At 61.3% G+C, this 23,373-nt stretch carries 22 protein-coding genes and 1 pseudogene; 20 read left to right on the top strand and 3 right to left on the bottom strand.

What is annotated here, in order from left to right:
- Positions 1-24: 24 nt before the first annotated feature.
- Both FEE99_RS24775 and FEE99_RS24770 read left to right on the top strand, forming a co-directional pair.
- Entirely contained in the window at positions 25-957 is a 933-nt protein-coding gene (locus FEE99_RS24775) for an ABC transporter ATP-binding protein (RefSeq protein WP_041479460.1), read from the top strand.
- Positions 954-1,733, top strand: a complete 780-nt coding sequence (locus FEE99_RS24770) for an ABC transporter permease (protein ID WP_039760202.1) — start codon at positions 954-956, stop codon at positions 1,731-1,733. The genes FEE99_RS24775 and FEE99_RS24770 overlap by 4 nt, the downstream gene beginning before the upstream one ends.
- Before the next feature lie 139 nt (positions 1,734-1,872).
- On the opposite strand, the gene FEE99_RS24765 is transcribed toward FEE99_RS24770, so the two are convergent.
- The gene (locus FEE99_RS24765; RefSeq protein ID WP_039760200.1) at positions 1,873-2,391 is read right to left on the bottom strand and encodes a DUF2062 domain-containing protein; all 519 of its coding nucleotides are present in this window, start codon (positions 2,389-2,391) and stop codon (positions 1,873-1,875) included.
- A gap of 136 nt (positions 2,392-2,527) precedes the next feature.
- Here FEE99_RS24765 and FEE99_RS24760 point away from each other — a divergent pair, with 136 nt between their 5' ends.
- The 12 genes and pseudogenes from FEE99_RS24760 to FEE99_RS24705 all read left to right on the top strand — a co-directional run bounded on the left by FEE99_RS24760 (position 2,528) and on the right by FEE99_RS24705 (position 14,047).
- Positions 2,528-4,762, top strand: coding sequence for a DNA internalization-related competence protein ComEC/Rec2 (locus FEE99_RS24760; protein ID WP_041479459.1), 2,235 nt, complete (start codon positions 2,528-2,530; stop codon positions 4,760-4,762).
- A gap of 101 nt (positions 4,763-4,863) precedes the next feature.
- Positions 4,864-5,499, top strand: a complete 636-nt coding sequence (locus FEE99_RS24755) for a MotA/TolQ/ExbB proton channel family protein (protein WP_016771007.1) — start codon at positions 4,864-4,866, stop codon at positions 5,497-5,499.
- Entirely contained in the window at positions 5,496-5,924 is a 429-nt protein-coding gene (locus FEE99_RS24750) for an ExbD/TolR family protein (RefSeq protein WP_041479458.1), read from the top strand. Before FEE99_RS24755 ends, FEE99_RS24750 begins: the two co-directional genes overlap by 4 nt.
- A complete protein-coding gene (gene lpxK / locus FEE99_RS24745) occupies positions 5,924-6,934 on the top strand; it encodes a tetraacyldisaccharide 4'-kinase (RefSeq protein ID WP_041479457.1) in 1,011 nt (336 codons plus the stop codon). Before FEE99_RS24750 ends, lpxK begins: the two co-directional genes overlap by 1 nt.
- Positions 6,935-6,957: 23 nt before the next feature.
- Positions 6,958-7,143 carry a Trm112 family protein gene (locus tag FEE99_RS24740; protein ID WP_003179363.1) on the top strand — a complete coding sequence of 62 codons (186 nt, stop codon included), beginning with the start codon at positions 6,958-6,960 and terminating at the stop codon, positions 7,141-7,143.
- A pseudogene (gene kdsB / locus FEE99_RS24735) lies at positions 7,140-7,901 on the top strand (3-deoxy-manno-octulosonate cytidylyltransferase); the annotation flags it as partial. The gene FEE99_RS24740 and the pseudogene kdsB, both read left to right, overlap by 4 nt.
- A 3-nt stretch (positions 7,902-7,904) precedes the next feature.
- Positions 7,905-8,369: a low molecular weight protein-tyrosine-phosphatase gene (locus FEE99_RS24730; protein WP_041479455.1), complete on the top strand. Its 465-nt coding sequence runs from the start codon at positions 7,905-7,907 to the stop codon at positions 8,367-8,369.
- Positions 8,366-9,385, top strand: coding sequence for a UDP-N-acetylmuramate dehydrogenase (gene murB / locus FEE99_RS24725; RefSeq protein ID WP_041479454.1), 1,020 nt, complete (start codon positions 8,366-8,368; stop codon positions 9,383-9,385). The genes FEE99_RS24730 and murB overlap by 4 nt, the downstream gene beginning before the upstream one ends.
- Before the next feature lie 299 nt (positions 9,386-9,684).
- Positions 9,685-10,155 carry a (2Fe-2S)-binding protein gene (locus FEE99_RS24720; RefSeq protein ID WP_041479453.1) on the top strand — a complete coding sequence of 157 codons (471 nt, stop codon included), beginning with the start codon at positions 9,685-9,687 and terminating at the stop codon, positions 10,153-10,155.
- Positions 10,152-12,473, top strand: coding sequence for a xanthine dehydrogenase family protein molybdopterin-binding subunit (locus FEE99_RS24715; RefSeq protein ID WP_041479452.1), 2,322 nt, complete (start codon positions 10,152-10,154; stop codon positions 12,471-12,473). The genes FEE99_RS24720 and FEE99_RS24715 overlap by 4 nt, the downstream gene beginning before the upstream one ends.
- Complete coding sequence (locus FEE99_RS24710; protein WP_041479451.1) at positions 12,474-13,454, top strand: XdhC family protein; 981 nt, start codon at positions 12,474-12,476, stop codon at positions 13,452-13,454. It abuts the gene before it with no gap.
- Complete coding sequence (locus FEE99_RS24705; RefSeq protein ID WP_041479450.1) at positions 13,451-14,047, top strand: nucleotidyltransferase family protein; 597 nt, start codon at positions 13,451-13,453, stop codon at positions 14,045-14,047. Before FEE99_RS24710 ends, FEE99_RS24705 begins: the two co-directional genes overlap by 4 nt.
- 191 nt (positions 14,048-14,238) lie before the next feature.
- Here FEE99_RS24705 and rne read toward each other — a convergent pair whose 3' ends face one another.
- Positions 14,239-17,520: a ribonuclease E gene (gene rne / locus FEE99_RS24700; RefSeq protein WP_041479449.1), complete on the bottom strand. Its 3,282-nt coding sequence runs from the start codon at positions 17,518-17,520 to the stop codon at positions 14,239-14,241.
- Positions 17,521-18,219: 699 nt separating this feature from the next.
- Here rne and rluC point away from each other — a divergent pair.
- Genes rluC through sppA form a run of 3 tightly spaced genes read left to right on the top strand, consistent with a single transcriptional unit; the run spans position 18,220 to position 20,842 of the window.
- Positions 18,220-19,179 carry a 23S rRNA pseudouridine(955/2504/2580) synthase RluC gene (gene rluC, locus FEE99_RS24695; RefSeq protein ID WP_016770994.1) on the top strand — a complete coding sequence of 320 codons (960 nt, stop codon included), beginning with the start codon at positions 18,220-18,222 and terminating at the stop codon, positions 19,177-19,179.
- Complete coding sequence (locus FEE99_RS24690; RefSeq protein ID WP_041479448.1) at positions 19,166-19,828, top strand: HAD-IA family hydrolase; 663 nt, start codon at positions 19,166-19,168, stop codon at positions 19,826-19,828. The genes rluC and FEE99_RS24690 overlap by 14 nt, the downstream gene beginning before the upstream one ends.
- Positions 19,829-19,852: 24 nt before the next feature.
- Entirely contained in the window at positions 19,853-20,842 is a 990-nt protein-coding gene (gene sppA / locus FEE99_RS24685; RefSeq protein WP_041479447.1) for a signal peptide peptidase SppA, read from the top strand.
- Positions 20,843-20,927: 85 nt separating this feature from the next.
- Here the strand turns inward: sppA and FEE99_RS24680 are convergent, their stop codons facing one another.
- Positions 20,928-21,506, bottom strand: a complete 579-nt coding sequence (locus tag FEE99_RS24680) for a Maf family protein (RefSeq protein ID WP_143979103.1) — start codon at positions 21,504-21,506, stop codon at positions 20,928-20,930.
- 105 nt (positions 21,507-21,611) lie between these two features.
- On the opposite strand from FEE99_RS24680, the gene FEE99_RS24675 reads away from it, so the two are divergent.
- From FEE99_RS24675 to plsX, 3 genes are read left to right on the top strand one after another with little or no spacing between them, the layout of a single operon-like run.
- The gene (locus tag FEE99_RS24675; protein WP_003204262.1) at positions 21,612-22,139 is read left to right on the top strand and encodes a YceD family protein; all 528 of its coding nucleotides are present in this window, start codon (positions 21,612-21,614) and stop codon (positions 22,137-22,139) included.
- Between the two features lie 13 nt (positions 22,140-22,152).
- Positions 22,153-22,335: a 50S ribosomal protein L32 gene (gene rpmF / locus FEE99_RS24670; protein WP_003179396.1), complete on the top strand. Its 183-nt coding sequence runs from the start codon at positions 22,153-22,155 to the stop codon at positions 22,333-22,335.
- A gap of 4 nt (positions 22,336-22,339) precedes the next feature.
- Entirely contained in the window at positions 22,340-23,350 is a 1,011-nt protein-coding gene (plsX, locus tag FEE99_RS24665) for a phosphate acyltransferase PlsX (RefSeq protein ID WP_081932528.1), read from the top strand.
- Positions 23,351-23,373 lie beyond the last annotated feature (23 nt).

Genomic DNA, 23,373 nt, shown 5'->3' with positions numbered 1-23,373 from the left:
TCCTTCTTGGTGCGTAAATCCGATATGAGTTCCGCTCTGTCCATCCGGCAGCTAACCAAAACCTACGGCAACGGGTTCCAGGCCTTGAGTGGTATCGATCTGGACGTCGCCGAAGGTGACTTTTTCGCCTTGCTCGGCCCCAACGGCGCCGGCAAATCCACGACCATCGGCATCCTCTCGACCCTGGTCAACAAGACCAGCGGCACCGTGAATATTTTCGGCAATGACCTGGACAAGAACCCGGCGGCGCTCAAGCGCTCGATTGGCGTGGTGCCGCAGGAATTCAACTTCAACCAGTTCGAAAAGACCTTCGACATCGTCGTAACCCAGGCCGGTTACTACGGCATTCCGGCGAAAGTCGCCAAGGAACGCGCCGAGCAGTACCTGACCCAGCTCGGCCTGTGGGACAAGCGTGATGTGCCGTCGCGTTCGCTGTCCGGCGGCATGAAACGGCGTTTGATGATTGCCCGTGCGCTGGTGCACGAACCGCGTCTGCTGATCCTCGATGAACCGACTGCGGGCGTCGATATCGAGCTGCGCCGTTCGATGTGGACCTTCCTCACCGAGCTGAACCAGAAAGGCATCACCATCATTCTGACCACGCATTATCTGGAAGAGGCCGAGCAGCTGTGCCGCAACATCGGCATCATCGACCACGGCACCATTGTCGAAAACACCAGCATGAAACAGTTGCTGGGCCAGTTGCACGTGGAAACCTTTTTGCTCGACCTGAAACACGACTTGCACGCGGCGCCGCAATTGCTCGGCTACCCGGCCCGATTGCTCGACGGCCACACCCTGGAAGTGCAGGTCGATAAATCCATGGGCATCACGGCGTTGTTCACCCAGTTGGCGCAGCAGAACATCGAAGTGCTGAGCCTGCGTAACAAAACCAATCGCCTCGAGGAGTTGTTCGTGTCCCTGGTGGAGAAAAATCTGTCGAAGGTGGCGGTATGAGTTCCGAGTTCGGTCCCAACCTCGTCGCGCTGCAAACCATCGTCTACCGCGAGGTCAAACGCTTCATGCGGATCTGGCCGCAGACGCTGCTGCCGCCGGCGATCACCATGGTTCTGTACTTCGTGATCTTCGGCAACCTGATCGGCCGGCAGATCGGCGACATGGGTGGCTTCACCTACATGGAGTACATCGTGCCGGGTCTGATCATGATGTCAGTGATCACCAACTCCTACGGCAACGTGGTCTCGAGCTTCTTCGGCAGCAAGTTCCAGCGCTCGATCGAAGAGCTGATGGTCTCGCCGGTGTCACCGCACACGATCCTGATCGGCTTCACCATTGGTGGGGTATTGCGCGGTCTGGCGGTGGGTCTGATCGTGACGATTCTGTCGCTGTTCTTCACAGATTTGCAGGTGCATCATCTCGGCGTGACCATCCTGGTGGTGGTGCTGACCGCGACAATCTTCTCGCTGCTGGGCTTTATCAACGCGGTGTTTGCGCGCAACTTCGATGATATTTCGATCATCCCGACCTTTGTGCTGACCCCGCTGACTTACCTTGGCGGCGTGTTCTACTCGATCACTTTGCTGCCACCGTTCTGGCAGACCGTGTCGCTGGCCAACCCGGTGCTGCACATGGTCAACGCCTTCCGCTACGGCATCCTTGGCGTCTCGGATATCCGCATCGGCATCGCCATTACCTTCATGCTGGTGGCGACCGTGGTGCTTTATCTCGGCTGTGCGCGGTTGCTGGTGAGCGGGCGCGGGATGCGCACCTGATCCCGACCGTGTCACCTTCTTCGCGAGCAGGCTCGCTCCCACATTGGAATGATGTTCTCTGTGGGAGCGAGCCTGCTCGCGAATGGGCCAGCCCAGACACAACAAAAAACGGCCTCCCATCGCGGAGGCCGTTTTGCATTCATTTCTGCCGACTTTGCTTGCGCCGCCGCCATTGCCGCGCCACCCACCAGCGCCAGTAAAGCATCACCAGAAAATAGGCGAGGACGCCCAGCACCAGGCCGACAACCACCGAGCCCAATAAAAACGGTTGCCACAATGTCGACAGCTCACCGCTGATCCATTCCCAGGTCAACTCGTCCGGCAGATGCCGCGCCGGCACATCCATCAGGAACGCCCCGGCCTGGTAGGTGCAGAAAAACACCGCCGGCATGGTGATCGGATTGGTCAGCCAGACCAGGCTCACCGCGATTGGCATATTGCCGCGCACCATCACCGCCAATGCCGCCGCCACCAGCATCTGTGCCGGGATCGGCAGGAATGCCGCAAACAGGCCGACCGCCATCGCCCGGGCGACCGAGTGGCGGTTGAGATGCCAGAGGTTAGGGTCATGCAGCAACGTGCCGAGAAAGCGTAAGGATTTGTGTTCCCTGATGCTCGTCGGGTCGGGCATGTAACGTTTGAATAAGCGCCGGGGCATAGGGCTTCTCGGTCGGTTAAGGCGGCAAGTATGTCTGGATTCTACGAACCGCCCATTCAGACTTTGTGACAATTGTTGACGACGGTGGTGCCGCAGACCGGCTATGCCTAGTGGGGGGACTCTCAAGGACGGGCATATGCGCACAGGGATGATGGCGCTGGCAGTCGGTCTGCTGGCCCCGGTTTTTTTGCCGGCCTTGCCGCCGGTCGGTGGGTTGCTGGTGCTGCCAATGGTGGCGCTGATGTTGCTGCCGTTTCGCAGCTTTCCATTGGCGTTTTTGCTGTTTGGCTTTACCTGGGCCTGCGTTGGCGCGCAGTGGGCGCTAAATGACCGCTTGCCACCGAGCCTCGACGGCGAAACCCGTTGGCTCGAAGGGCGCGTGGTCGGTTTGCCGCAACACAGCGATGGCGTGGTGCGTTTCGAGCTGGCTGATGCGCGTTCACGCCACGAAAAGCTGCCGTCGCTGCTGCGCCTGGCCTGGTACGCCGGGCCGCCGGTCAATAGTGGTGAGCGATGGCGTCTGGCGGTGAAGTTGAAGCGCCCGGGTGGCCTGCTCAACCCGCACGCCTTCGACTACGAGGCCTGGCTGCTGGCGCAACGGATCGGCGCAACCGGCACGATCAAGGATGGCCAGCGCTTGGCTGAGGCCCGGCATGCATGGCGCGACGGCGTTCGCCAACGCCTGCTCGCGGTGGATGCGCAAGGACGCGAGGGCGCGCTGGCGGCGCTGGTGCTTGGCGACGGTTCGGGGCTGAGTCGCGAGGACTGGCAGATTCTGCAAGACACCGGCACCGTGCATTTGCTGGTGATCTCCGGACAGCACATCGGTTTGCTGGCGGCTGTGATGTATCTGCTGGTCGCAGGGCTGGCGCGTTTCGGAATCTGGCCGGTGCGCTGGCCCTGGTTGCCGTGGGCGTGTGGCCTGGCATTCGCGGCGGCGCTGGGTTACGGCTTGCTCGCCGGGTTCGATGTGCCGGTGCAGCGCGCCTGCGTGATGGTGGCGCTGGTATTGTTGTGGCGCCTGCGTTTTCGCCATCTCGGCGCGTGGTGGCCGTTATTGCTGGCGTTCAATGGCGTGCTGCTGCTTGATCCACTGGCCAGTTTGCGTCCCGGCTTCTGGCTGTCCTTCGCGGCGGTGGCAGTGTTGATCTTCACTTTCGGCGGGCGGCTTGGGGCCTGGCGCTGGTGGCAGACCTGGACCCGCGCGCAGTGGCTGATCGCGATCGGCTTGTGTCCGGTGTTGCTGGCGCTGAGCTTGCCCATCAGCGTCAGCGGGCCTGTAGCCAATCTGCTGGCCGTTCCGTGGGTCAGCCTCGTGGTGCTGCCGCCGGCATTGCTCGGCACGCTATTGCTGCCCGTGCCGTATGTTGGCGAAGGACTGTTGTGGCTGGCCGGTGGTTTGATCGACTGGCTGTTTATCGGGCTGGCGCTGATTGCCGGGCAATGGCCGGCGTGGATACCGGCCGCCATTTCATGGTGGGCTTTGGTCCTGGGCAGCCTTGGCGCGATTTTATTGCTGTTGCCCCGTGGCGTGCCAATGCGTCCGTTGGGCTGGCCGCTGCTGTTGCTTTTGATATGGCCGCCTCAAGAGCGAATAGAAGAAAGGCGAGCCGATGTCTGGCAAATCGACGTCGGCCAAGGCTTGGCGATTCTTGTGCGCACGCGACATCACGCATTGCTCTATGACGCCGGCCCGCGTTTCGGCGAGTTCGATCTCGGCGAGCGAGTGGTATTGCCAGCGTTACGTAAACTCAATGTGCAAGCGCTCGACTTGATGCTGCTCAGCCACGCTGACGCCGATCACGCTGGCGGCGCCCGGGCGGTCATGCGTGGATTGAACGTGCACCGCGTGGTCAGCGGCGATCCGCCAAACCTGCCGCCGGAGCTGAACGCCGAAGCCTGCGCAAGTGGCGAACAGTGGCAGTGGGATGGCGTGCAGTTCCAGCTCTGGCAATGGTCGGCGGCCGATGACAGCAACCAGCGCTCCTGTGTATTGCAGATCGAAGCCAACGGTGAACGCCTGCTGCTCACCGGCGACATCGACATTCACGCCGAGCGCGTTCTGCTCGACAGCCCGCTGGCCGTGCCGACGCAGTGGCTGCAATCGCCACATCACGGCAGTCGCAGTTCATCATCGATGGCCCTGCTCAAAGCCTTGCAACCCGAAGCGGTACTGATCTCCCGTGGCCACGGCAACTCCTTCGGTCATCCGCATCCAACCGTGCTTGCGCGCTATCGCAAACAGGGCCTGCGCATCTACGACAGCGCCGAACAAGGTGCCATTCATTTGCAACTGGGCAGCTTCAAGCCGCCGTGGACGATGCGGCAACAGCGGCGTTTCTGGCGCGATCCACCGGTGGCTGGCCGTTGATCGGTGCCAGCATGGGTGCCACCTCACGGTCGTCGGGGCGGCGGCTCTTAATCGCGGATCGGTATGGTAAAGTGGCGCACTTTTTCGAGGGGACTGTCACTGTGTGGGAATTGGTCAAATCCGGCGGCTGGATGATGTTGCCGATCATTCTGAGTTCCATCGCGGCCATGGCGATCGTCGCCGAGCGCCTGTGGACACTGCGCGCCAGTCGCGTCACCCCCGAGCATCTGCTGGGTCAGGTCTGGGTCTGGATCAAGGACAAGCAGCTCAACAAGGAAAAACTCAAGGAATTGCGCGCCAACTCGCCGCTGGGGGAAATCCTCGCCGCAGGCCTGGCCAATTCCAAGCATGGTCGCGAGATCATGAAAGAGTGCATCGAAGAGGCCGCCGCGCGGGTCATTCATGAACTCGAACGCTACATCAACGCCCTCGGCACCATCGCCGCCATGGCGCCGCTGCTCGGCCTGCTCGGCACCGTGTTGGGCATGATCGATATTTTCAGTGCCTTCACCGGGTCCGGCATGACCACCAATGCTTCGGTACTGGCCGGCGGTATTTCCAAAGCGCTGATCACGACCGCAGCGGGCCTGATGGTCGGGATTCCAGCGGTATTCTTCCACCGGTTTTTGCAGCGCCGCATCGACGAGCTAGTGGTCGGTATGGAGCAGGAAGCGATCAAACTGGTGGAAGTGGTGCAGGGCGACCGTGATGTCGATCTGGCCGAGGGCAAAGCGTGAAATTCCGTCGCAAGCCCCGGGAAACCGTAGACATCAACCTCGCGTCGCTGATCGACGTGGTGTTTATCCTGCTGCTGTTTTTCGTGGTGACTACCACTTTCACTCGGGAAACCCAGTTGCGCGTGGATCTGCCGGAAGCGGTCAGCGGTTCGCCCGCCGAAGATCAGCAGGTCAAACAGCTGGACGTCGCGATCAGTGCCGAAGGCGTGTTCTCGGTGAACAACAAGATTCTGCCGAAAAATGATCTGCCGACGCTGATGGAAGCCATGCAGAAAGAATCCAACGGCGACACCAACATGCCGTTGTCGATCAGTGCCGATGGCAAGGCCCAGCATCAATCGGTGATCACCGCCATGGACGCGGCCGGCAAGCTCGGTTTCAGCCATCTGCGCATGACCACGGTCGAGGCGGCGCCGAAATCCTGATGAGCCTGTCCGATCGCCTGCTCGCCGCGTGGTATCAGGGGCATCCGGCCCTGACGCTGCTTCGACCGCTGGAAATGCTGTATCGCCGTGTGGTGATCAACAAGCGTCAGCGCTTTCTCGACGGTGAAGGTGAGATCTACCAACCGCCCGTGCCGCTGATCGTGGTCGGCAATATCACTGTCGGTGGCACGGGCAAGACGCCGATGATTCTCTGGCTGATTGAGCATTGCCGACGCCGTGGACTGCGCGTTGGCGTGGTCAGTCGCGGTTATGGCGCCAAACCGCCGCACCTGCCGTGGCGGGTCGAGGCCGAGCACAGCGCCGAGATTGCCGGTGACGAGCCGCTGCTGATCGTCCAGCGCACCGGCGTGCCGCTGATGATCGATCCTGATCGCAGCGCCGCCGTCAAAGCCTTGATCGCCAGTGAACCGCTGGACCTGATTCTGTCTGACGACGGCATGCAGCATTATCGCCTCGCGCGGGATCTGGAACTGGTGCTGATCGACGCTGCACGTGGCCTGGGCAACCAGCGCTGTCTGCCGGCCGGGCCTTTGCGTGAGCCGGTCGAGCGCCTGCAAAGTGTCGATGGCGTGCTGTTCAACGGTGCCCTTGATGATCGCGACGATGGTTTCGCCTTCCGCCTGCAACCCACGGCCATGGTCAATCTGCGCAGCGGCGAACGTCAGTCACTGGAGCATTTCCCGCCCGGGCAAGCGCTGCACGCGGTGGCCGGTATCGGCAATCCGCAACGTTTCTTCAATACCCTCGAAGCGCTAGACTGGCGGCCAGTCCCGCATGCATTTGCCGACCACGCCGAGTACAGCGTGCAGGCTTTGAATTTCACCCCGTCATTGCCGTTGGTGATGACCGAAAAGGACGCGGTGAAGTGCCGTGCCTTTGCTGCTGCCGACTGGTGGTATCTGGCGGTCGACGCCGTGCCGTCGCCGGCCTTCGTGGCCTGGTTCGACACCCAGCTGATGCGCCTGTTGCCGGATCGTCTGCTGCCTTAACTCTTTTATTTCTGGGAATGTTCATGGACACCAAACTGCTCGACATCCTCGCTTGCCCCGTGTGCAAAGGCCCGCTCAAGCTCAGTGCCGACAAGACCGAACTGATCAGCAAGGGCGCCGGCCTGGCGTACCCGATCCGCGACGGCATCCCGGTGATGCTGGAAAGCGAAGCGCGCACCCTGACCACCGACGAGCGCCTGGATAAATGACCACAGCCTTCACCGTTGTCATCCCGTCGCGTTTCGCCTCGACCCGTCTGCCGGGCAAGCCGTTGCTGGATATTGCCGGCAAGCCGATGATCCAGCATGTCTGGGAGCAGGCGAGCAAAAGCAGCGCCAGCCGTGTGGTTGTCGCGACTGACGATGCGCGCATCGTCGAGGCGTGCAAAAGCTTTGGCGCCGAAGTGGTGCTGACCCGTGAAGATCACAATTCCGGCACCGATCGTCTGGCCGAGGTCGCAGCGAAACTCGGTCTTGCGCCTGATGCGATCGTGGTCAACGTCCAGGGCGATGAGCCGCTGATTCCGCCAAGCGTGATCGACCAGGTCGCCGCCAACCTTGCTGCCCATACCGAAGCGCGCATGGCCACGCTGGCCGAGCCGATCGAAGACGTGGAAACCCTGTTCAACCCGAACGTTGTGAAGGTTTCCAGCGATATCAACGGTCTGGCCCTGACGTTCAGTCGTGCAACCTTGCCATGGGCACGCGATGCATTTGCCAAGAGCCGCGAGCAGCTGCCGGAAGGCGTGCCCTATCGCCGCCACATCGGTATTTATGCCTATCGCGCCGGGTTCCTCCACGACTTCGTGAGCTGGGGGCCGTGCTGGCTGGAAAATACCGAATCCCTCGAGCAACTGCGTGCCCTGTGGCACGGCGTGCGCATTCATGTTGCCGACGCGCTGATCGCGCCGCCGACCGGTGTCGACACCGTCGAAGACCTTGAGCGGGTTCGTCGCCTGCTGGGGGGCCTGATGCGCGTTCTGTTTGTGTGCCTGGGCAACATCTGCCGTTCGCCCACCGCCGAGGGCGTGTTGCGCCATAAGTTGCGTGAAGCCGGATTGGCGGACGTAGTGGAAGTGGCCTCCGCTGGCACCGGTGACTGGCACGTCGGCAACCCGCCGGACAAGCGCAGCCAGGCGGCGGCGAAACTGCGCGGTTATGACCTGTCGACGCAACGCGCGCAGCAGGTCAGCCGGGCCGATTTCGCCAGCTACGACCTGATTCTCGCCATGGACAGCAGCAATCTGCGCAACCTCAAGGCTTTGCAGCCATCCACCGGCAGGGCAGAGCTGGATCTGTTCCTTCGTCGTTATGCCGGGCTGGTCGATGAAGTGCCGGACCCGTATTACGACGGCGATCAGGGTTTCGAGCAGGTGCTGGATCTGATCGAAGCGGCCTGCGACCAGTTGCTGATCGAAGTGAAGGGCCGTTTATGAGTTTGCAGGTGCAACCGCAAGTATCGTTGCAGGCCTTCAATACGTTCGGCGTCGATGTGCGCGCGCAGCTGTTTGCCGAAGCCCACAGCGATGAAGATGTCCGCGAAGCGCTGGCCTTTGCCGCTTCCCATGACGTGCCGTTACTGGTGATCGGCGGCGGTAGCAACTTGCTGCTGACGGCGGATATTCCGGCGTTGGTGCTGCGCATGGTCACGCGCGGCATCCGCCTGCTCAGCGATGATGGCAATCGCGTGGTGATAGAAGCCGAAGCGGGCGAGCCTTGGCACCCGTTCGTGCAATACACGCTGGCCCAGGGTTTGGCCGGGCTGGAAAACCTCAGCCTGATCCCTGGCACCGTCGGCGCCGCGCCGATGCAGAATATCGGTGCCTATGGTGTCGAGATCAAGGACGTGTTTGCCGGCCTGACCGCGCTGGACCGCGAGAGCGGCGAGCTGCGGGATTTCAGCCTGGAGCAGTGCAATTTCGGCTACCGCGACAGTGTGTTCAAGCAGCAGCCGGGACGTTGGCTGATCCTGCGGGTGCGCTTCAAGCTTGATCGCGCAGCGCACCTGCATCTGGAATACGGCCCGGTCCGTCAGCGCCTGAGCGAGCAGGGCATCGAGCAGCCGACGCCCACCGACGTCAGCCGCGCCATCTGCAGCATCCGCAGCGAAAAACTGCCGGACCCGGCGGTGCTCGGCAATGCCGGCAGCTTCTTCAAAAATCCGCTGGTGCCTGCCGCTGTGGTCACGCAGATCAAAGCGCAGCACCCGGATCTGGTGGCTTACCCGCAAGCGGACGGGCAGATGAAACTGGCCGCTGGCTGGCTGATCGAACGCGCCGGCTGGAAGGGTTTTCGCGATGGCGATGCCGGCGTGCACAAGTTGCAGGCGCTAGTGCTGGTCAACTACGGCACGGCCACCGGCCTGCAACTGCTCGACCTGGCGCAACGTATCCAGAAAGACATCGCCGAACGGTTTCATGTCGAACTGGAAATGGAGCCCAATCGGTATTGAAGCAGCTGCAAGTTTCAAGCTTCGAGCGGCAAGCTGCACTGCGCCAGAAGCTACTTGCCGCTTTTACTTGCAGCTCGTAGCTAGAAACTTGCAGCTAAAAAGCCCTGTATAAGCAGGGCTTTTTTGTTAATGCTGGGTTAACTTAGCCGCCTAACGATACCAATCATTTGCTCCACCCAAGGCGCGGTTGCGAGCTGCAATCTGCGAGCGAATCAGACGCGCCTTCACTTTGAGCTTGCAGCTTGCAGCTTGCCGCTAAGATGTAACCCATAACCACTAAAAAATATGCGGGCGTGCCCATGATTACCCTGAAACTCAACGGTCAAGACCACTCCCTCGATGTCACCGAAGACATGCCGCTGTTGTGGGCAATTCGTGACGTCGCCGGTTACAACGGCACCAAATTCGGTTGCGGCATGGGCCTGTGCGGCGCCTGCACCATCCATATCGACGGCTTGCCGGCACGCAGTTGCATCACGCCGATCGGCTCGGTAATTGGTCAGAACGTCACCACCATCGATAATCTCCACGCCGACCCGGTAGGCAAGGTCGTGCAGCAAGCCTGGCTCGACAGCGCTGTGGCTCAATGCGGTTATTGCCAGGGCGGGCAGATCATGTCGGCCACCGCTCTGCTGAAAACCAACCCCAACCCGAGCGACGAGCAGATCGAAGAAGCCATGGTCGGCAACATCTGCCGCTGCGGCACCTACAACCGGATCAAAACCGCGATCCGCCAGGCCTCCACTCAACTGAAGGAGGTGAAGGCATGAGCCGCGTCCCGAATGATTTCGCCCTGAGCAACCTCAGCCGCCGTGGCTTTCTCAAAGGCGTCGGCGCCACCAGCGCGCTGGTCCTCGCCGCGAGCTGGGGCTGGCAGGATGCGCTGGCCGATGACGCTGCGAAGAAGTTTGGCGCCGATGGCATGCCCAATGGCTGGATCGACGATCCCAAGGTTTACGTGAGCATTGCTGCCGATGGCAGCGTCACCGTGGTTTGCAACCGTTCGGAAATGGGCCAGGGCGTGCGCACCAGCCTGAGCATGGTAGTGGCCGATGAACTCGAGGCCGATTGGGCGCAGGTCAAAGTGCAGCAGGCGCCGGGCGACGAAGTGCGCTTCGGCAACCAGGACACCGACGGTTCGCGCAGCATGCGTCACTGGTACGAGCCGATGCGGCGTTGCGGCGCCGCCGCGCGGACCATGCTCGAACAGGCGGCCGCTGCGCAGTGGAAAGTGCCGGTTGGCGAATGCCATGCGCAGCTGCACAAAGTCATTCACAAACCGTCCGGCCGCGAACTGGGCTACGGCGAACTCGCCGCTGCCGCCAGTGCGCTGGCAGTACCGGCGCGTGACAGCCTGCGACTCAAGCAGCCGTCGGAATTTCGCTACATCGGTAAGGAAGGCACCAAGGCCATCGACGGTGTCGATATCGTCAATGGCCGCGCAGTGTACGGCGCCGACGTGCATTTCGACGGCATGCTCTACGCGACTATCGCTCGTCCGGCAGTGTATGGCGGCAAGGTCAAAAGCCTCGATGACAGCGCCGCGCTGAAAGTCCCCGGCGTGCTAAAAGTCATGCAGATCGAAGGCCGGCCATTGCCGTCGGAGTTCCAGCCACTGGGCGGCGTGGCCGTGGTAGCCAGCAATACCTGGGCGGCGATCAAGGGCCGCGAGGCGCTGAAGATCGAGTGGGATGACGGCCCTAATGCCAGTTATGACTCGATTGCCTATCGCAAGGAGCTTGAAGCCGCGTCGCTGAAAGCCGGCAAAGTGGTGCGCAACACCGGTGATATCGACAAAGCCTTGAGCGGCGCTGCCATCACTCTCGAAGCGTCGTATTACCTGCCGCACCTGGCGCAGGCGCCGATGGAACCGATGGTTGCTATCGCCCGTTACAAGGACGGCGTGTGCGAAGCCTGGGCGCCGAGTCAGGCACCGCAGGTCACCCGTGAGCGCATCGCCGAGCGTCTGGGCGTGCCGTTCGAAAAGGTCACCGTCAACGTGACATTGCTGGGCGGTGGTTTCGGTCGCAAGTCGAAACCGGACTTCGTCGTCGAAGCGGCGATTCTCGCCAAGGAATTTCCGGGCAAGGCTGTACGGGTGCAGTGGACGCGCGAAGACGACATCCACAATTCGTATTTCCACACCGTGTCGGCGGAATATCTGAAGGCCGGCATCGACAAGAACGGCATGCCGTCCGGTTGGCTGCATCGCACCGTGGCGCCGAGCATCACCGCGTTGTTTGCGCCGGACATGAACCACGAGGCGGCGTTCGAGCTGGGCATGGGCTTTACCAACATGGCCTACGCGATTCCTAACGTGCGCCTGGAAAACCCCGAAGCCAAGGTACACACGCGGGTCGGCTGGTATCGCTCGGTGTCGAACATTCCACACGGCTTCGCGATTCAGAGTTTCGTCGATGAACTGGCGCACAAGGCCGGGGAAGATCCGCTCAAGTACCAGATCAAATTGCTCGGCCCGGACCGGCAGATCGATCCTCGCACCTTGAGCGAAGAGTGGAACTACGGCGAATCGCCCGAGCGTTACCCGATCGACACCGGGCGCATGCGCACGGTGCTGGAAACTGCCGCCAAGGCCGCCGGTTGGGGGCGCAAACTGCCCAAGGGCCGTGGCCTCGGTCTGGCGGTGCATTACAGCTTCGTAACCTATGTGGCGGCAGTGATCGAAGTCGAGGTCAAGGACGACGGTTCGCTGATCGTGCACAAGGCCGACATCGCCGTGGACTGCGGGCCGCAGATCAACCCTGAGCGCATCCGTTCGCAGTTCGAAGGCGCGTGCGTCATGGGCCTGGGCAACGCTGTGCTCGGTGAGATCAGCTTCAAGGACGGCAAAGTCCAGCAGGACAACTTCCATATGTACGAGGTCGCGCGCATGTCGCTGGCGCCCAAGGAAGTTGCGGTGCATCTGGTGACGCCGCCGGGTGACGTGCCATTGGGTGGCGTTGGTGAGCCGGGCGTGCCGCCGATTGCTCCGGCGCTGTGCAACGCGATCTTCGCCGCCACCGGCAAGCGTATCCGCAATCTGCCGGTGCGTTATCAGTTGCAAGGCTGGCAGAAGGCGGAGGCGTAAATGGACAGCGTCGATCTCAACGTCCTGCGCAGCGTCCTCGAGTGGCGCCGTGCCGGGCAGCGGGTGGTGTTGTTCAGCGTGGTGCAGACCTGGGGCACCGCGCCGCGCTCGCCCGGCGCCATGCTCGCCTTGCGCGAGGACGGCGTGGTGATCGGTTCGGTGTCAGGCGGCTGTGTCGAGGATGACTTGATCGCGCGGCTGCACGACGGCCGCATTGCCACCGATGGTCCGCCAGTGCAGATGATTACCTACGGCGTGACCCGCGAGGAGGCCGCGCGTTTCGGCCTGCCTTGCGGCGGCACCCTGCGCCTGACCGAAGAGCGCGTTGGTGACCCAGCGTGGGTCGCCGAGCTGCTGCAGCGTTGCGAAAACCATGAAATCGTTGCCCGAGAACTGAATATCGAAACCGGCGAGGTGCTGCTGGCTCCTGCGAGCAAGTCCGATTCGCTGGTGTTCGACGGCAAGGTTCTGCGGGCGATTTACGGTCCGCGCTGGCGCTTGTTGCTGATCGGTGCCGGGCAGTTGTCGCGCTACGTCGCCGACATGGCGCGGCTGCTGGATTTCGAAGTGCTGATCTGCGATCCGCGCACCGAGTTCGTTTACGGCTGGGAAGAGCAGCATGGCCGTTTCGTCCCCGGCATGCCGGATGAAGCTGTGCTGAACATCCAGACCGACGAGCGCACGGCAATTGTCGCCTTGACTCACGATCCACGCCTGGATGACATGGCTTTGCTCACCGCGCTCGACTCGCCGGCGTTCTACGTCGGCGCGCTCGGCTCGCGGGTCAACAGCCAGAAGCGCCGGGAAAACCTCGCTCAGCTAGGCTTGTCGCAAGCATCGATTGATCGCTTGCACGGGCCGATCGGCCTGCACATCGGCAGTCATTCGCCGGCAGAGATCGCCTTGTCGTTGCTGGCGGAAATTGTCGCGATCAAGAACGGTGTGGAGCTGAAACAGAAAAAAACGCTGGAGGGTGCATGAGCCAATCCATCGCAGTGATTGTGCTGGCAGCAGGCGAGGGCAAACGCTTTCGCCAGATCGCCGGCCCCGACAAAGACAAATTGCTCGCTGATTGCACCGGGCGTGACGGCGCGGTGCGCTCGGTAATCGAGCAGGTGCTGGTGAACCTGCCGGCCAGTCTCGATAAGCGCGTTTTGGTCACCACCGAGGCGCGACCGCAGGCGATGCGCATGGCCCAGGCATATGGCTGCGACGTGGTGTCAATCGAGTCGACCGGCATGGGCGACAGCATTGCCGCAGGTGTTGCTGCTTGCCCGGACGCTGATGGCTGGTTGATTGTGCTCGGCGATATGCCGTTTATCTTGCTTTCGAGTATCGAGCGAGTGCTCGCTGCGATGGCTGATGACGCGGTGAGCGTGCCGGTGCTGGGTGGTGAGTTTGGCCATCCGGTGGGGTTTGGTCGTTCTTTTGGCGCGCAGTTGCAGGCGCTGACCGGCGATCGTGGCGCAAGGCCGTTGTTTGCGCAGGGCAGGGTGGTGGAAGTGGCGGTGGAAGATCCGGGGGTGTTGTGGGATATCGATGTGCCTGAATCTTTGGGATTTCCTCATTCCTGAGCCATGTTGAAATCCCTTGTGGGAGCGAGCCTGCTCGCGAATGCGCTGGTTCAGTTACATGAATATTGTCTGACCCACCGCCTTCGCGAGCAGGCTCGCTCCCACAAAGGTTGTGGATGATGCTGGTATCTCAGGCAATAAAAAGCCCCGCCAGGCTTTCACCGGGCGGGGCTTTTTAATGGCTTCAGGAATTACACGAGTGGTTTAGGCTCGTGCTCTTTTTCCTGGGCTTCTTCGCGCTGTTCAACTGCGTCCTGAACGGAGCGTGGTGCTTCAGCGATCACCGCTTCAAGCGATGCTTCTTCCGCGACCGGGGCAGGGGCTGCCTCGATCACTTCAGCCGCAGCGGCTGGTTCGGCAGCCACTGGCGCTGCAGCGGCAGCCAGTTCGGCTTCCTTCTGCAGACGCTCGGCTTCACGCTTGCGACGACGCACTTCACGCGGGTCGTTTGGCGCACGGCCGTTTGGCGTCAGGGCGCTGACCGGAGCCGGAGCTTCAACCACCGGGGCTGGCGCTTCGACTGCGGCTGGTGCTTCTTCAGCCTGAGCTTTTGCAACTGGTGCTTCGACAGCAGGTGCTTCAACCACTGGCTCTGGAGCCGGTTCGGCCGCTGCAACTACTGGCTCGGAAACCATAGCCTGCGGCACTTCAGCTTCAGCGACCGGCGCTGGAGTTTCAGTGACGGCTGGCTCGGCAACCCAGTTGAACGCAGTCTGCTCTTCGCGAACTTCACGCACGGTTTTGGTCACGTTTTCGCTGACGGTTTCGGTTGCTGGTTCGGATTCAGCAACTGGCGCTTCAACGACAGCTTCCGGTTCGGCAGGCGCTTCAACCTGAGGCTGAGCTTCGCGGACCGGGGCGACTTCGATTTCCGGTGCAGCAGTCACTTCCACTGGAGTGGTGGCTTCGACAACCGGCGCTTCGACTGGAGCGGTTTCCAGTGTGGCGGCAGTGGCGCGTTCAGCCTGCTCGTGAGCTTCGGCTTCTGCCGGAGCGCTGATGGTGCTGCTGGCTACGGCGGCGGTGACGGCCAGGCCAGCGGCCAGATCGGCAGTGCTTGGCTCGCCAGCGTTTTCAGCGGACTCGGATTCTTCCGAACCTTCGATCACGTTGCCGTTGGCATCACGTTGCCGCTCGCGACGGTTGCTGCGACGACGCTGGCCACGGGAGCGACGACGTGGACGATCGCCTTCGGCGTTGTCCTGACCGTCTTCCGGCAGTTGCTCTTCGTTGTTGCTGTTCACTTCTTCTTCAGCAACGGCAGCAGCGGCCTGCTCGGCACGCGGTTGACGCTCTTCACGCGGCGCACGCGGGGCGCGTTCTTCGCGTGGCTGACGGGCCGGACGCTCTTCAGCGGTCACGGCAGCAACGGCTGCGACTGGCGCGGCGTCCAGTGGCTCGCGCAGTTCACGCACACGCTCTTCACGCTCGCCACGCGGCTTGCGATCTTCACGCGGTGCACGCGGTGCACGTTCTTCACGCGGGGCACGTGGTGCGCGCTCTTCGCGGGCTACCGGCGCTTCGCTGCGGGTTTCACGCGGCTCACGTGTTTCACGTGGCTGGCGCTCTTCGCGCGGCTCGCGTGGTGCGCGCTCTTCACGTGGAGCACGTTCTTCGCGTGGCTTGCGTTCTTCATCGCGGCGACCGTTGCGGTTGCGGCTCTGCTGACGACCGTTGCGACGCTCTTCGTTACGCGCTGGACGCTCGGTGGCAGCCGGTTTCGCAACAGCGACCGGTGCGGCTGGCTCTTCCTTGGTGGCGAACAGGCTGACCAGCGACTTCACCAGACCCTTGAACAGGCTTGGCTCAGGCGCGGCAACTGGTGCTGGAGCTGGTGCGGCAGGTGCAACTTCAGTCGGCACCGGTGCGTTGGCACGGGCCGGCGCAGTTTTCACCGCAGCTTCCTGGCGAACCAGAGTGCGGGTCGCAGCGGCTGGCTGGACTTCTTCGACTTCGGCAGCGGCGGCAGCGATTTCGTAGCTGGACTGGTTGGTCGCGGCTTCCGGGCTGTCGTCACGCAGACGCTGAACTTCGAAGTGCGGCGTCTCGAGGTGATCGTTCGGCAGAATGACGATGCGGGCGCGGGTGCGCAGTTCGATCTTGGTGATCGAGTTGCGTTTTTCGTTGAGCAGGAACGCGGCGACCGGGATCGGCACTTGCGCGCGAACTTCGGCGGTGCGGTCTTTCAGGGCTTCTTCTTCGATCAGGCGCAGGATGGCCAGCGACAGCGATTCAACGTCACGGATGATGCCGGTGCCGTTGCAACGCGGGCAGACGATGCCGCTGCTTTCGCCCAGCGATGGACGCAGGCGCTGACGGGACATTTCCAGCAGGCCGAAACGCGAGATGCGACCGATCTGCACGCGGGCACGGTCAGCTTCCAGGCATTCACGGACTTTTTCTTCCACGGCGCGCTGGTTCTTCGCCGGGGTCATGTCGATGAAGTCGATGACGATCAGGCCGCCGATGTCGCGCAGGCGCAACTGACGGGCGATTTCTTCGGCGGCTTCAAGGTTGGTCTGCAGCGCGGTTTCTTCGATATCGCTGCCTTTGGTGGCGCGCGCCGAGTTGATGTCGATGGACACCAGGGCTTCGGTCGGATCGATGACGATGGAGCCGCCGGAAGGCAGTTCGACGACGCGCTGGAATGCGGTCTCGATCTGGCTTTCGATCTGGAAACGGTTGAACAGCGGCACGCTGTCTTCGTACAGCTTGATCTTGCTGGCGTACTGCGGCATCACCTGGCGGATGAAGGTCAGGGCTTCGTCCTGGGCTTCAACGCTGTCGATCAGCACTTCGCCGATGTCCTGGCGCAGGTAATCGCGGATGGCGCGGATGATCACGTTGCTTTCCTGGTAGATCAGGAAAGGCGCGGAGCGATCCAGCGAGGCTTCTTTGATGGCGGTCCACAGTTGCAGCAGGTAATCGAGGTCCCACTGCATTTCTTCGCTGCTGCGGCCCAGGCCGGCAGTACGCACGATCAGACCCATGTCGGCCGGAGCAACCAGGCCGTTCAGCGCTTCACGCAGTTCGTTGCGCTCTTCGCCTTCGATGCGACGGGAGATGCCGCCGGCACGCGGGTTGTTCGGCATCAGTACGAGGTAACGACCGGCCAGGCTGATGAAGGTGGTCAGGGCGGCGCCCTTGTTGCCACGTTCTTCTTTCTCGACCTGAACGATGACTTCCTGGCCTTCGCTCAGGACGTCCTTGATGTTGACGCGGCCTTCGGGGGCTTTCTTGAAGTATTCGCGGGAGATTTCTTTGAGGGGCAGGAAGCCGTGGCGCTCGGAGCCGAAATCGACAAAGGCAGCCTCAAGGCTTGGTTCGATGCGAGTGATACGGCCTTTATAGATGTTGGCCTTTTTCTGCTCGCGTGCACCGGATTCGATGTCCAGGTCGTAGAGGCGTTGGCCATCTACCAGTGCAACACGCAACTCTTCGGGTTGAGTTGCGTTAATCAGCATTCTTTTCATGTAGTACCGTCGGTTTCCGGGCTGCCGGAAACGGCGTTCGGCACACACGACTTCTCACGGTCGGTGTCAGGTGCGTCGGGAGTGGTTGGCCATTCCCGTGTCCAGCGATGTGCGGCCAATTGGGCCGATACCGCGACGTACGCGTCCTGCTTGCTGTGGCTACTTAAGCACTCAGTCAGGAGGAGGAATCAACCAGCGGCTGTGGACGAGATGAAGCGTCTTGATCAAAGCTTGTTGCTACACAGTCCGGCGGTTGTGCATCTCCACCCTACACGTATCCCTGATAATTCGGGTGCTGCCGCGCGCAGAATCCGCAGCGGGTTGGCATTTACCGTGAGCTCCGAAAGGGGAGGTCACGCATCATGGCTAATTCAGGCGATGTTTCCGAAGCAATCGCTCGGGGTCATTCGCAGTCGACTGCACTTTGTGAACTGGCCTTGAATGTTGCCTGCCGGGCGAGTGAGAACTCTGCTCGGCGGTGTAATTCAGGCCTCATGTCACCTGCGCTCGTTACAACCGCAAACTCCACCGTTACGTAGCGAAAGCCCCGTAGGACGGCCTCGCGCCCTGGTGAATTGCGTTGGTCAGGGCCGGTCTTTGACCGTGGTTCCGCTGTCCAGGCCGCTTTTGGCGGCGTTCGCGACTATAGCAGCAATGATTAAGTGCTTCAATTCCATAAAAATTGTTATCATCCGCCGCATGACAACTACTGCCCCTTCGACTCCAGGCGTTCAACTGCTTGAAGTCTCGCCGGAGTATGCCGGCCAACGAATCGACAACTTTCTCCTCGCCCGGCTCAAAGGCGTGCCCAAGACCTTGATTTACCGCATTTTGCGCAAAGGCGAAGTGCGCGTGAACAAAGGTCGGATCAAGCCCGAATACAAGCTGCAGGCCGGCGACATCGTGCGCGTGCCGCCGGTTCGCGTGCCTGAGCGCGACGAACCGGTGCCGCTGGCCCAGGGACTGTTGCAGCGCCTGGAAGCCTCGATTGTCTTCGAAGACAAGGCCCTGATCGTGATCAACAAGCCCGCCGGCATTGCGGTGCATGGCGGCAGCGGGCTGAATTTCGGCGTGATCGAAGCCTTTCGTCAGTTGCGTCCCGACGCCAAGGAACTGGAGCTGGTTCACCGTCTCGACCGGGACACCTCCGGCCTGCTGATGATCGCCAAGAAACGCAGCATGTTGCGCCACCTGCACGAGCAACTGCGCGGCGATGGCGTCGACAAGCGCTACATGGCGCTGGTCCGTGGCAACTGGGCAACCTCGATCAAGCAGGTTCGCGCACCGTTGCTCAAGAGCAATCTGCGTTCCGGCGAGCGCATGGTCGAAGTCAATGACGAGGGCAAAGAAGCCCTGACGCTGTTCAAGGTGCTGCGCCGTTTCGGCGATTTTGCCACCATGGTCGAGGCGAAACCGGTTACCGGTCGTACCCACCAGATTCGCGTGCACACGCTGCATGCTGGCCATTGCATTGCCGGTGACAGCAAGTATGGCGACGAGGATTTCACCAAGGAAATCCGCGATCTGGGCGGTAAGCGCCTGTTCCTGCACGCTTACATGCTGACCGTGCCGCTACCCGACGGCGGCAAGCTGAATCTGCAAGCGCCCGTCGATGAAATGTGGGCCAAGACCGTGGAGCGATTGAGTGCGCCCATCTGATTACAAGCTGCTGATTTTCGACTGGGACGGTACCCTCGCCGATTCTATCCATCGGATCGTCGAGGCCATGCACTCCGCGTCCGGGCGTTCCGGTTTCGAGCTGCGCGATGACTTCGCTGTCAAAGGCATCATCGGTCTCGGCTTGCCGGAAGCGATTCGTACGTTGTATCCCGAAATCAGCGACGCAGAAATGCTCGCGTTTCGTGAGTATTACGCCGATCACTACATCGCTGCCGAAGCCGTGCCGTCGCCGCTGTTCGAAGGCGTGGTCGAGTCGATGGCATCGTTTCGCGAGCAGGGTTATCACTTGGCGGTAGCGACCGGCAAGAATCGTCGCGGACTGGATCGGGTGCTCAAGGCCAATGGCTGGGAAGATTATTTCGATATCACCCGCGCCGCCGATGAAACTGCCAGCAAGCCGCACCCTCTGATGCTTGAGCAGATTGTCAGCCACTGCGGCGTACGTCCGGAGCAGGCGTTGATGGTCGGTGATTCGTCGTTCGATCTGCTGATGGCGCGCAACGCGGGGATGGATTCGGTGGCGGTCAGTTATGGCGCGCAATCGATCGAGTCCCTGCAACAGTTCGAGCCGCGCCTGTCGATCGACCGTTTTTCTCAATTGCACGCCTGGCTGGGTCAGCGGGCTTAATACGTTTTTGCTGGGGTAGATGGCATGACCGACGAATGGAAAGCACCGGCCAAGGCAAGTGCCGACGACGGTGACGCGAAAAGCTGGAAGCTGTTGGAAAAGACTTTGCTGGCCGGCGTGCAGGAACAACGCCGTTCGCGGCGCTGGGGGATTTTCTTCAAGCTGCTGACGTTTGTTTATCTGTTTGTTGCGCTGCTGCTGTTCACGCCGCTGATGGACATGGAAAAAACCGCCACCCGCGGCCCGAACTATACGGCGTTGATCGAGATCGACGGCGTAATCGCCGACAAGGAGCCGGCCAGCGCCGACAACATCGTCAGCAGCCTGCGCGCGGCGTTCGAAGACAAGAAGGTCAAGGGCGTGGTCCTGCGCATCAATAGCCCGGGTGGCAGTCCGGTGCAGTCTGGCTATGTCTATGACGAGATCAAGCGTCTGCGTGGCCTGCATCCGGAGATCAAGCTCTACGCAGTGATTTCCGATCTTGGTGCTTCGGGCGCCTATTACATCGCCAGCGCGGCGGATCAGATCTACGCCGACAAGGCCAGCCTGGTCGGCTCGATCGGCGTGACGGCGGCGGGTTACGGTTTCGTTGGCGCCATGGAAAAACTCGGGGTTGAGCGCCGCACCTATACCTCGGGCGAGCACAAGGCATTCCTGGATCCGTTCCAGCCGCAAAAGCCCGAAGAAACCGCATTCTGGCAAAGCGTGCTGGACACCACGCACAAGCAGTTCATCAATAGCGTCAAGCAGGGTCGTGGCGATCGCCTGAAGGACAAAGAGCATCCGGAGCTGTTTTCCGGGCTGGTCTGGTCGGGTGAGCAGGCGCTGCCGCTAGGCCTGATCGATGGCTTGGGCAGTGCCAGTTCGGTGGCGCGTGATGTGATTGGCGAGAAGGAGCTGGTGGACTTCACGGTGCAGGAATCGCCGTTCGATCGCTTCTCGAAAAAGCTCGGCGCCAGCGTGGCCGAGCAGTTGGCGATGTGGATGGGTTTCCACGGGCCTTCGTTGCGGTAATTGTTTCAAGGTCAGAAGATCGCAGGTCAACGGCAGCTCTTGCACAATCGGTGTCGGAGCTGCCGAAGGCTGCGATCTTTTGCTTTTAAGGGGTTTGCACACCCTCGACCAACAACATATCGATCAGGCGAATCAGCGGCAGGCCGATCAGGCTGGTGGCATCCGGGCCTTCGGTCGATTGAAACAGGCTTACGCCGAGTCCCTCGGCCTTGAAGCTGCCGGCGCAGTCGTACGGCTGTTCAATTCGCAGGTAGCGCTCGATGCGCGCCTGATCCAGCTGGCGCATGTGCACGGTAAACGGCACGCAGTCGACCTGGCATTGCCTGGTCTGGCTGTTGAGCAGCGCCAGACCGGTCAGGAAGGTCACGCTCGCGCCGCTCGCCGCCATCAATTGCTCGCGAGCCTTTTCGAAGGTGTGCGGCTTGCCGATGATCTGTTCGCCGAGGACGGCGACCTGATCCGAGCCAATGATCAGGTGAGCAGGGTGGCTGTCCGCCAAGACCCGGGCCTTTTCTTCGGCGAGGCGTTTGACCAGATCGATTGCGGACTCGCCCGGGCGGTGGCTTTCGTCGATGTCCGGCGAGCTGCAGACGAACGGCAGGTGCAGGCGGGCGAGCAATTCGCGGCGATAAGTCGAGCTTGAAGCGAGTAATAAAGGCAGCATGGACGTCTCCTGAGGCAGGTGCGGATTCTAGCGGAGGCGCGCAAGTGACGGACAGGGCACAATTTCCTTTGACATGGGTGGGTGCATCCCTATAATGCTGCGCCTATGTTGAATGACCCGATTCCACCTCACGTTGACCCGCGCAAATTGGCTGACCGTGGCACCACCCTTCAAGGTGAACTGCTGCTGGCCGATTTGAAGAGACTCTGCGACCCGCTTTCCGACGATGTCGGTACGGTGCAGGCCAAATTCGTTTTTGAACGAGATGAACGTAAGTCTGTGGTCATCCACAGCTTTATCGACACCGAAGTCAAAATGGTTTGCCAGCGTTGTCTTGAGCTGGTCACCCTGCCGATCCACAGCGAATGCAGTTACGCGGTGGTGAAGGAGGGTGCGAATACCCAGTCGTTGCCGAAAGGTTATGACGTGCTGGAACTGGGCGAAGATCCATTGGATCTGCAGTCACTGATCGAGGAGGAGCTTCTGCTCGCCTTGCCCATTGTGCCTGCTCATCATCCGGAAGAATGCCAGCAGCCGGCGGGAGCAGATGAGCCCGAACCGAGCGAGGACGAGGTAACGCGGTCCAACCCGTTCAGTGTATTGGCGCAGTTAAAGCGTGACCCAAACGTTTAGGAGTTAATCAATTATGGCTGTTCAGCAGAACAAAAAATCCCGCTCTGCCCGTGACATGCGCCGTTCGCACGACGCTCTCGAGGCTAGCACCCTGTCTGTAGAAAAAACCACCGGTGAAGTTCACCTGCGTCACCACGTATCGCCAGAAGGCGTTTACCGTGGCCGTAAAGTGATCGACAAGGGCGCTGACGAGTAATCACTTGTCTGCTCAAGTCATCGCGATTGACGCAATGGGCGGGGACTTCGGTCCCCGCAGCATTGTTCAGGCCAGTCTCGCTTGCCTGTCTGCTACACCCTCGCTGCACCTGACCCTCGTCGGTCAACCCTCCCTTCTTGAAGAACTGATCCACGGCCAGTCGGCTGCCGATCGCGCGCGCCTGACGATTGTCGCGGCGAGCGAAGTCATCACCATGGACGAAAAACCCGCCCAAGCCCTGCGTGGCAAGCCGGATTCGTCGATGCGTGTAGCCCTTGAACTGCTGCGCGATGGCAAGGTGCAGGCCTGTGTCAGTGCCGGCAATACCGGTGCGTTGATGGCCCTGTCGCGTTTCGTGCTGAAGACATTGCCCGGCATTGATCGTCCGGCCATGGTCGCGGCGATTCCGACGCAGACCGGTTATTGCCAGCTGCTCGATCTGGGCGCCAACGTCGATTGCAGTGCCGAGCACCTGTTGCAGTTTGCGGTGATGGGCTCGGTCGCTGCACAGACCCTGGGTATCGCCCGTCCGCGTGTGGCACTGCTGAACATCGGCACTGAAGACATCAAGGGCAATCAGCAGGTCAAACTGGCCGCCACGCTGTTGCAGGCTGCGCGCGGGATCAACTACATCGGTTTTATCGAAGGCGACGGCTTGTATCGCGGTGAGGCCGATGTGGTGGTGTGTGACGGCTTCGTCGGCAACATCCTGCTCAAGTCCAGCGAAGGTCTGGCGACGATGATTGCCGCGCGCATCGAGGCGTTGTTCAAGAAAAACTTCGCCTCGCGCGCTGTCGGCGCTCTCGCGCTGCCGTTGATGAAGCGTCTGCAGGCCGACCTGGCCCCGGCGCGACATAATGGCGCAAGCTTTCTCGGTTTGCAGGGCATCGTCGTGAAAAGCCACGGATCGGCCGGGGTACAGGGCTTTCAGAGTGCGATTCAACGGGCGCTGATCGAGATTCAGGAGAACCTGCCCGAGCGTCTCCACGGTCGTCTGGAGGAACTGTTGTCTTAGGCGTTTTCGTCGGACAATGCTTA

It is taken from the genome of Pseudomonas sp. ef1 (assembly GCF_007293365.2).
Classification (GTDB): Bacteria; Pseudomonadota; Gammaproteobacteria; order Pseudomonadales; family Pseudomonadaceae; genus Aquipseudomonas; species Aquipseudomonas siliginis.
This window is presented reverse-complemented; position numbering and strand designations above follow the sequence as displayed.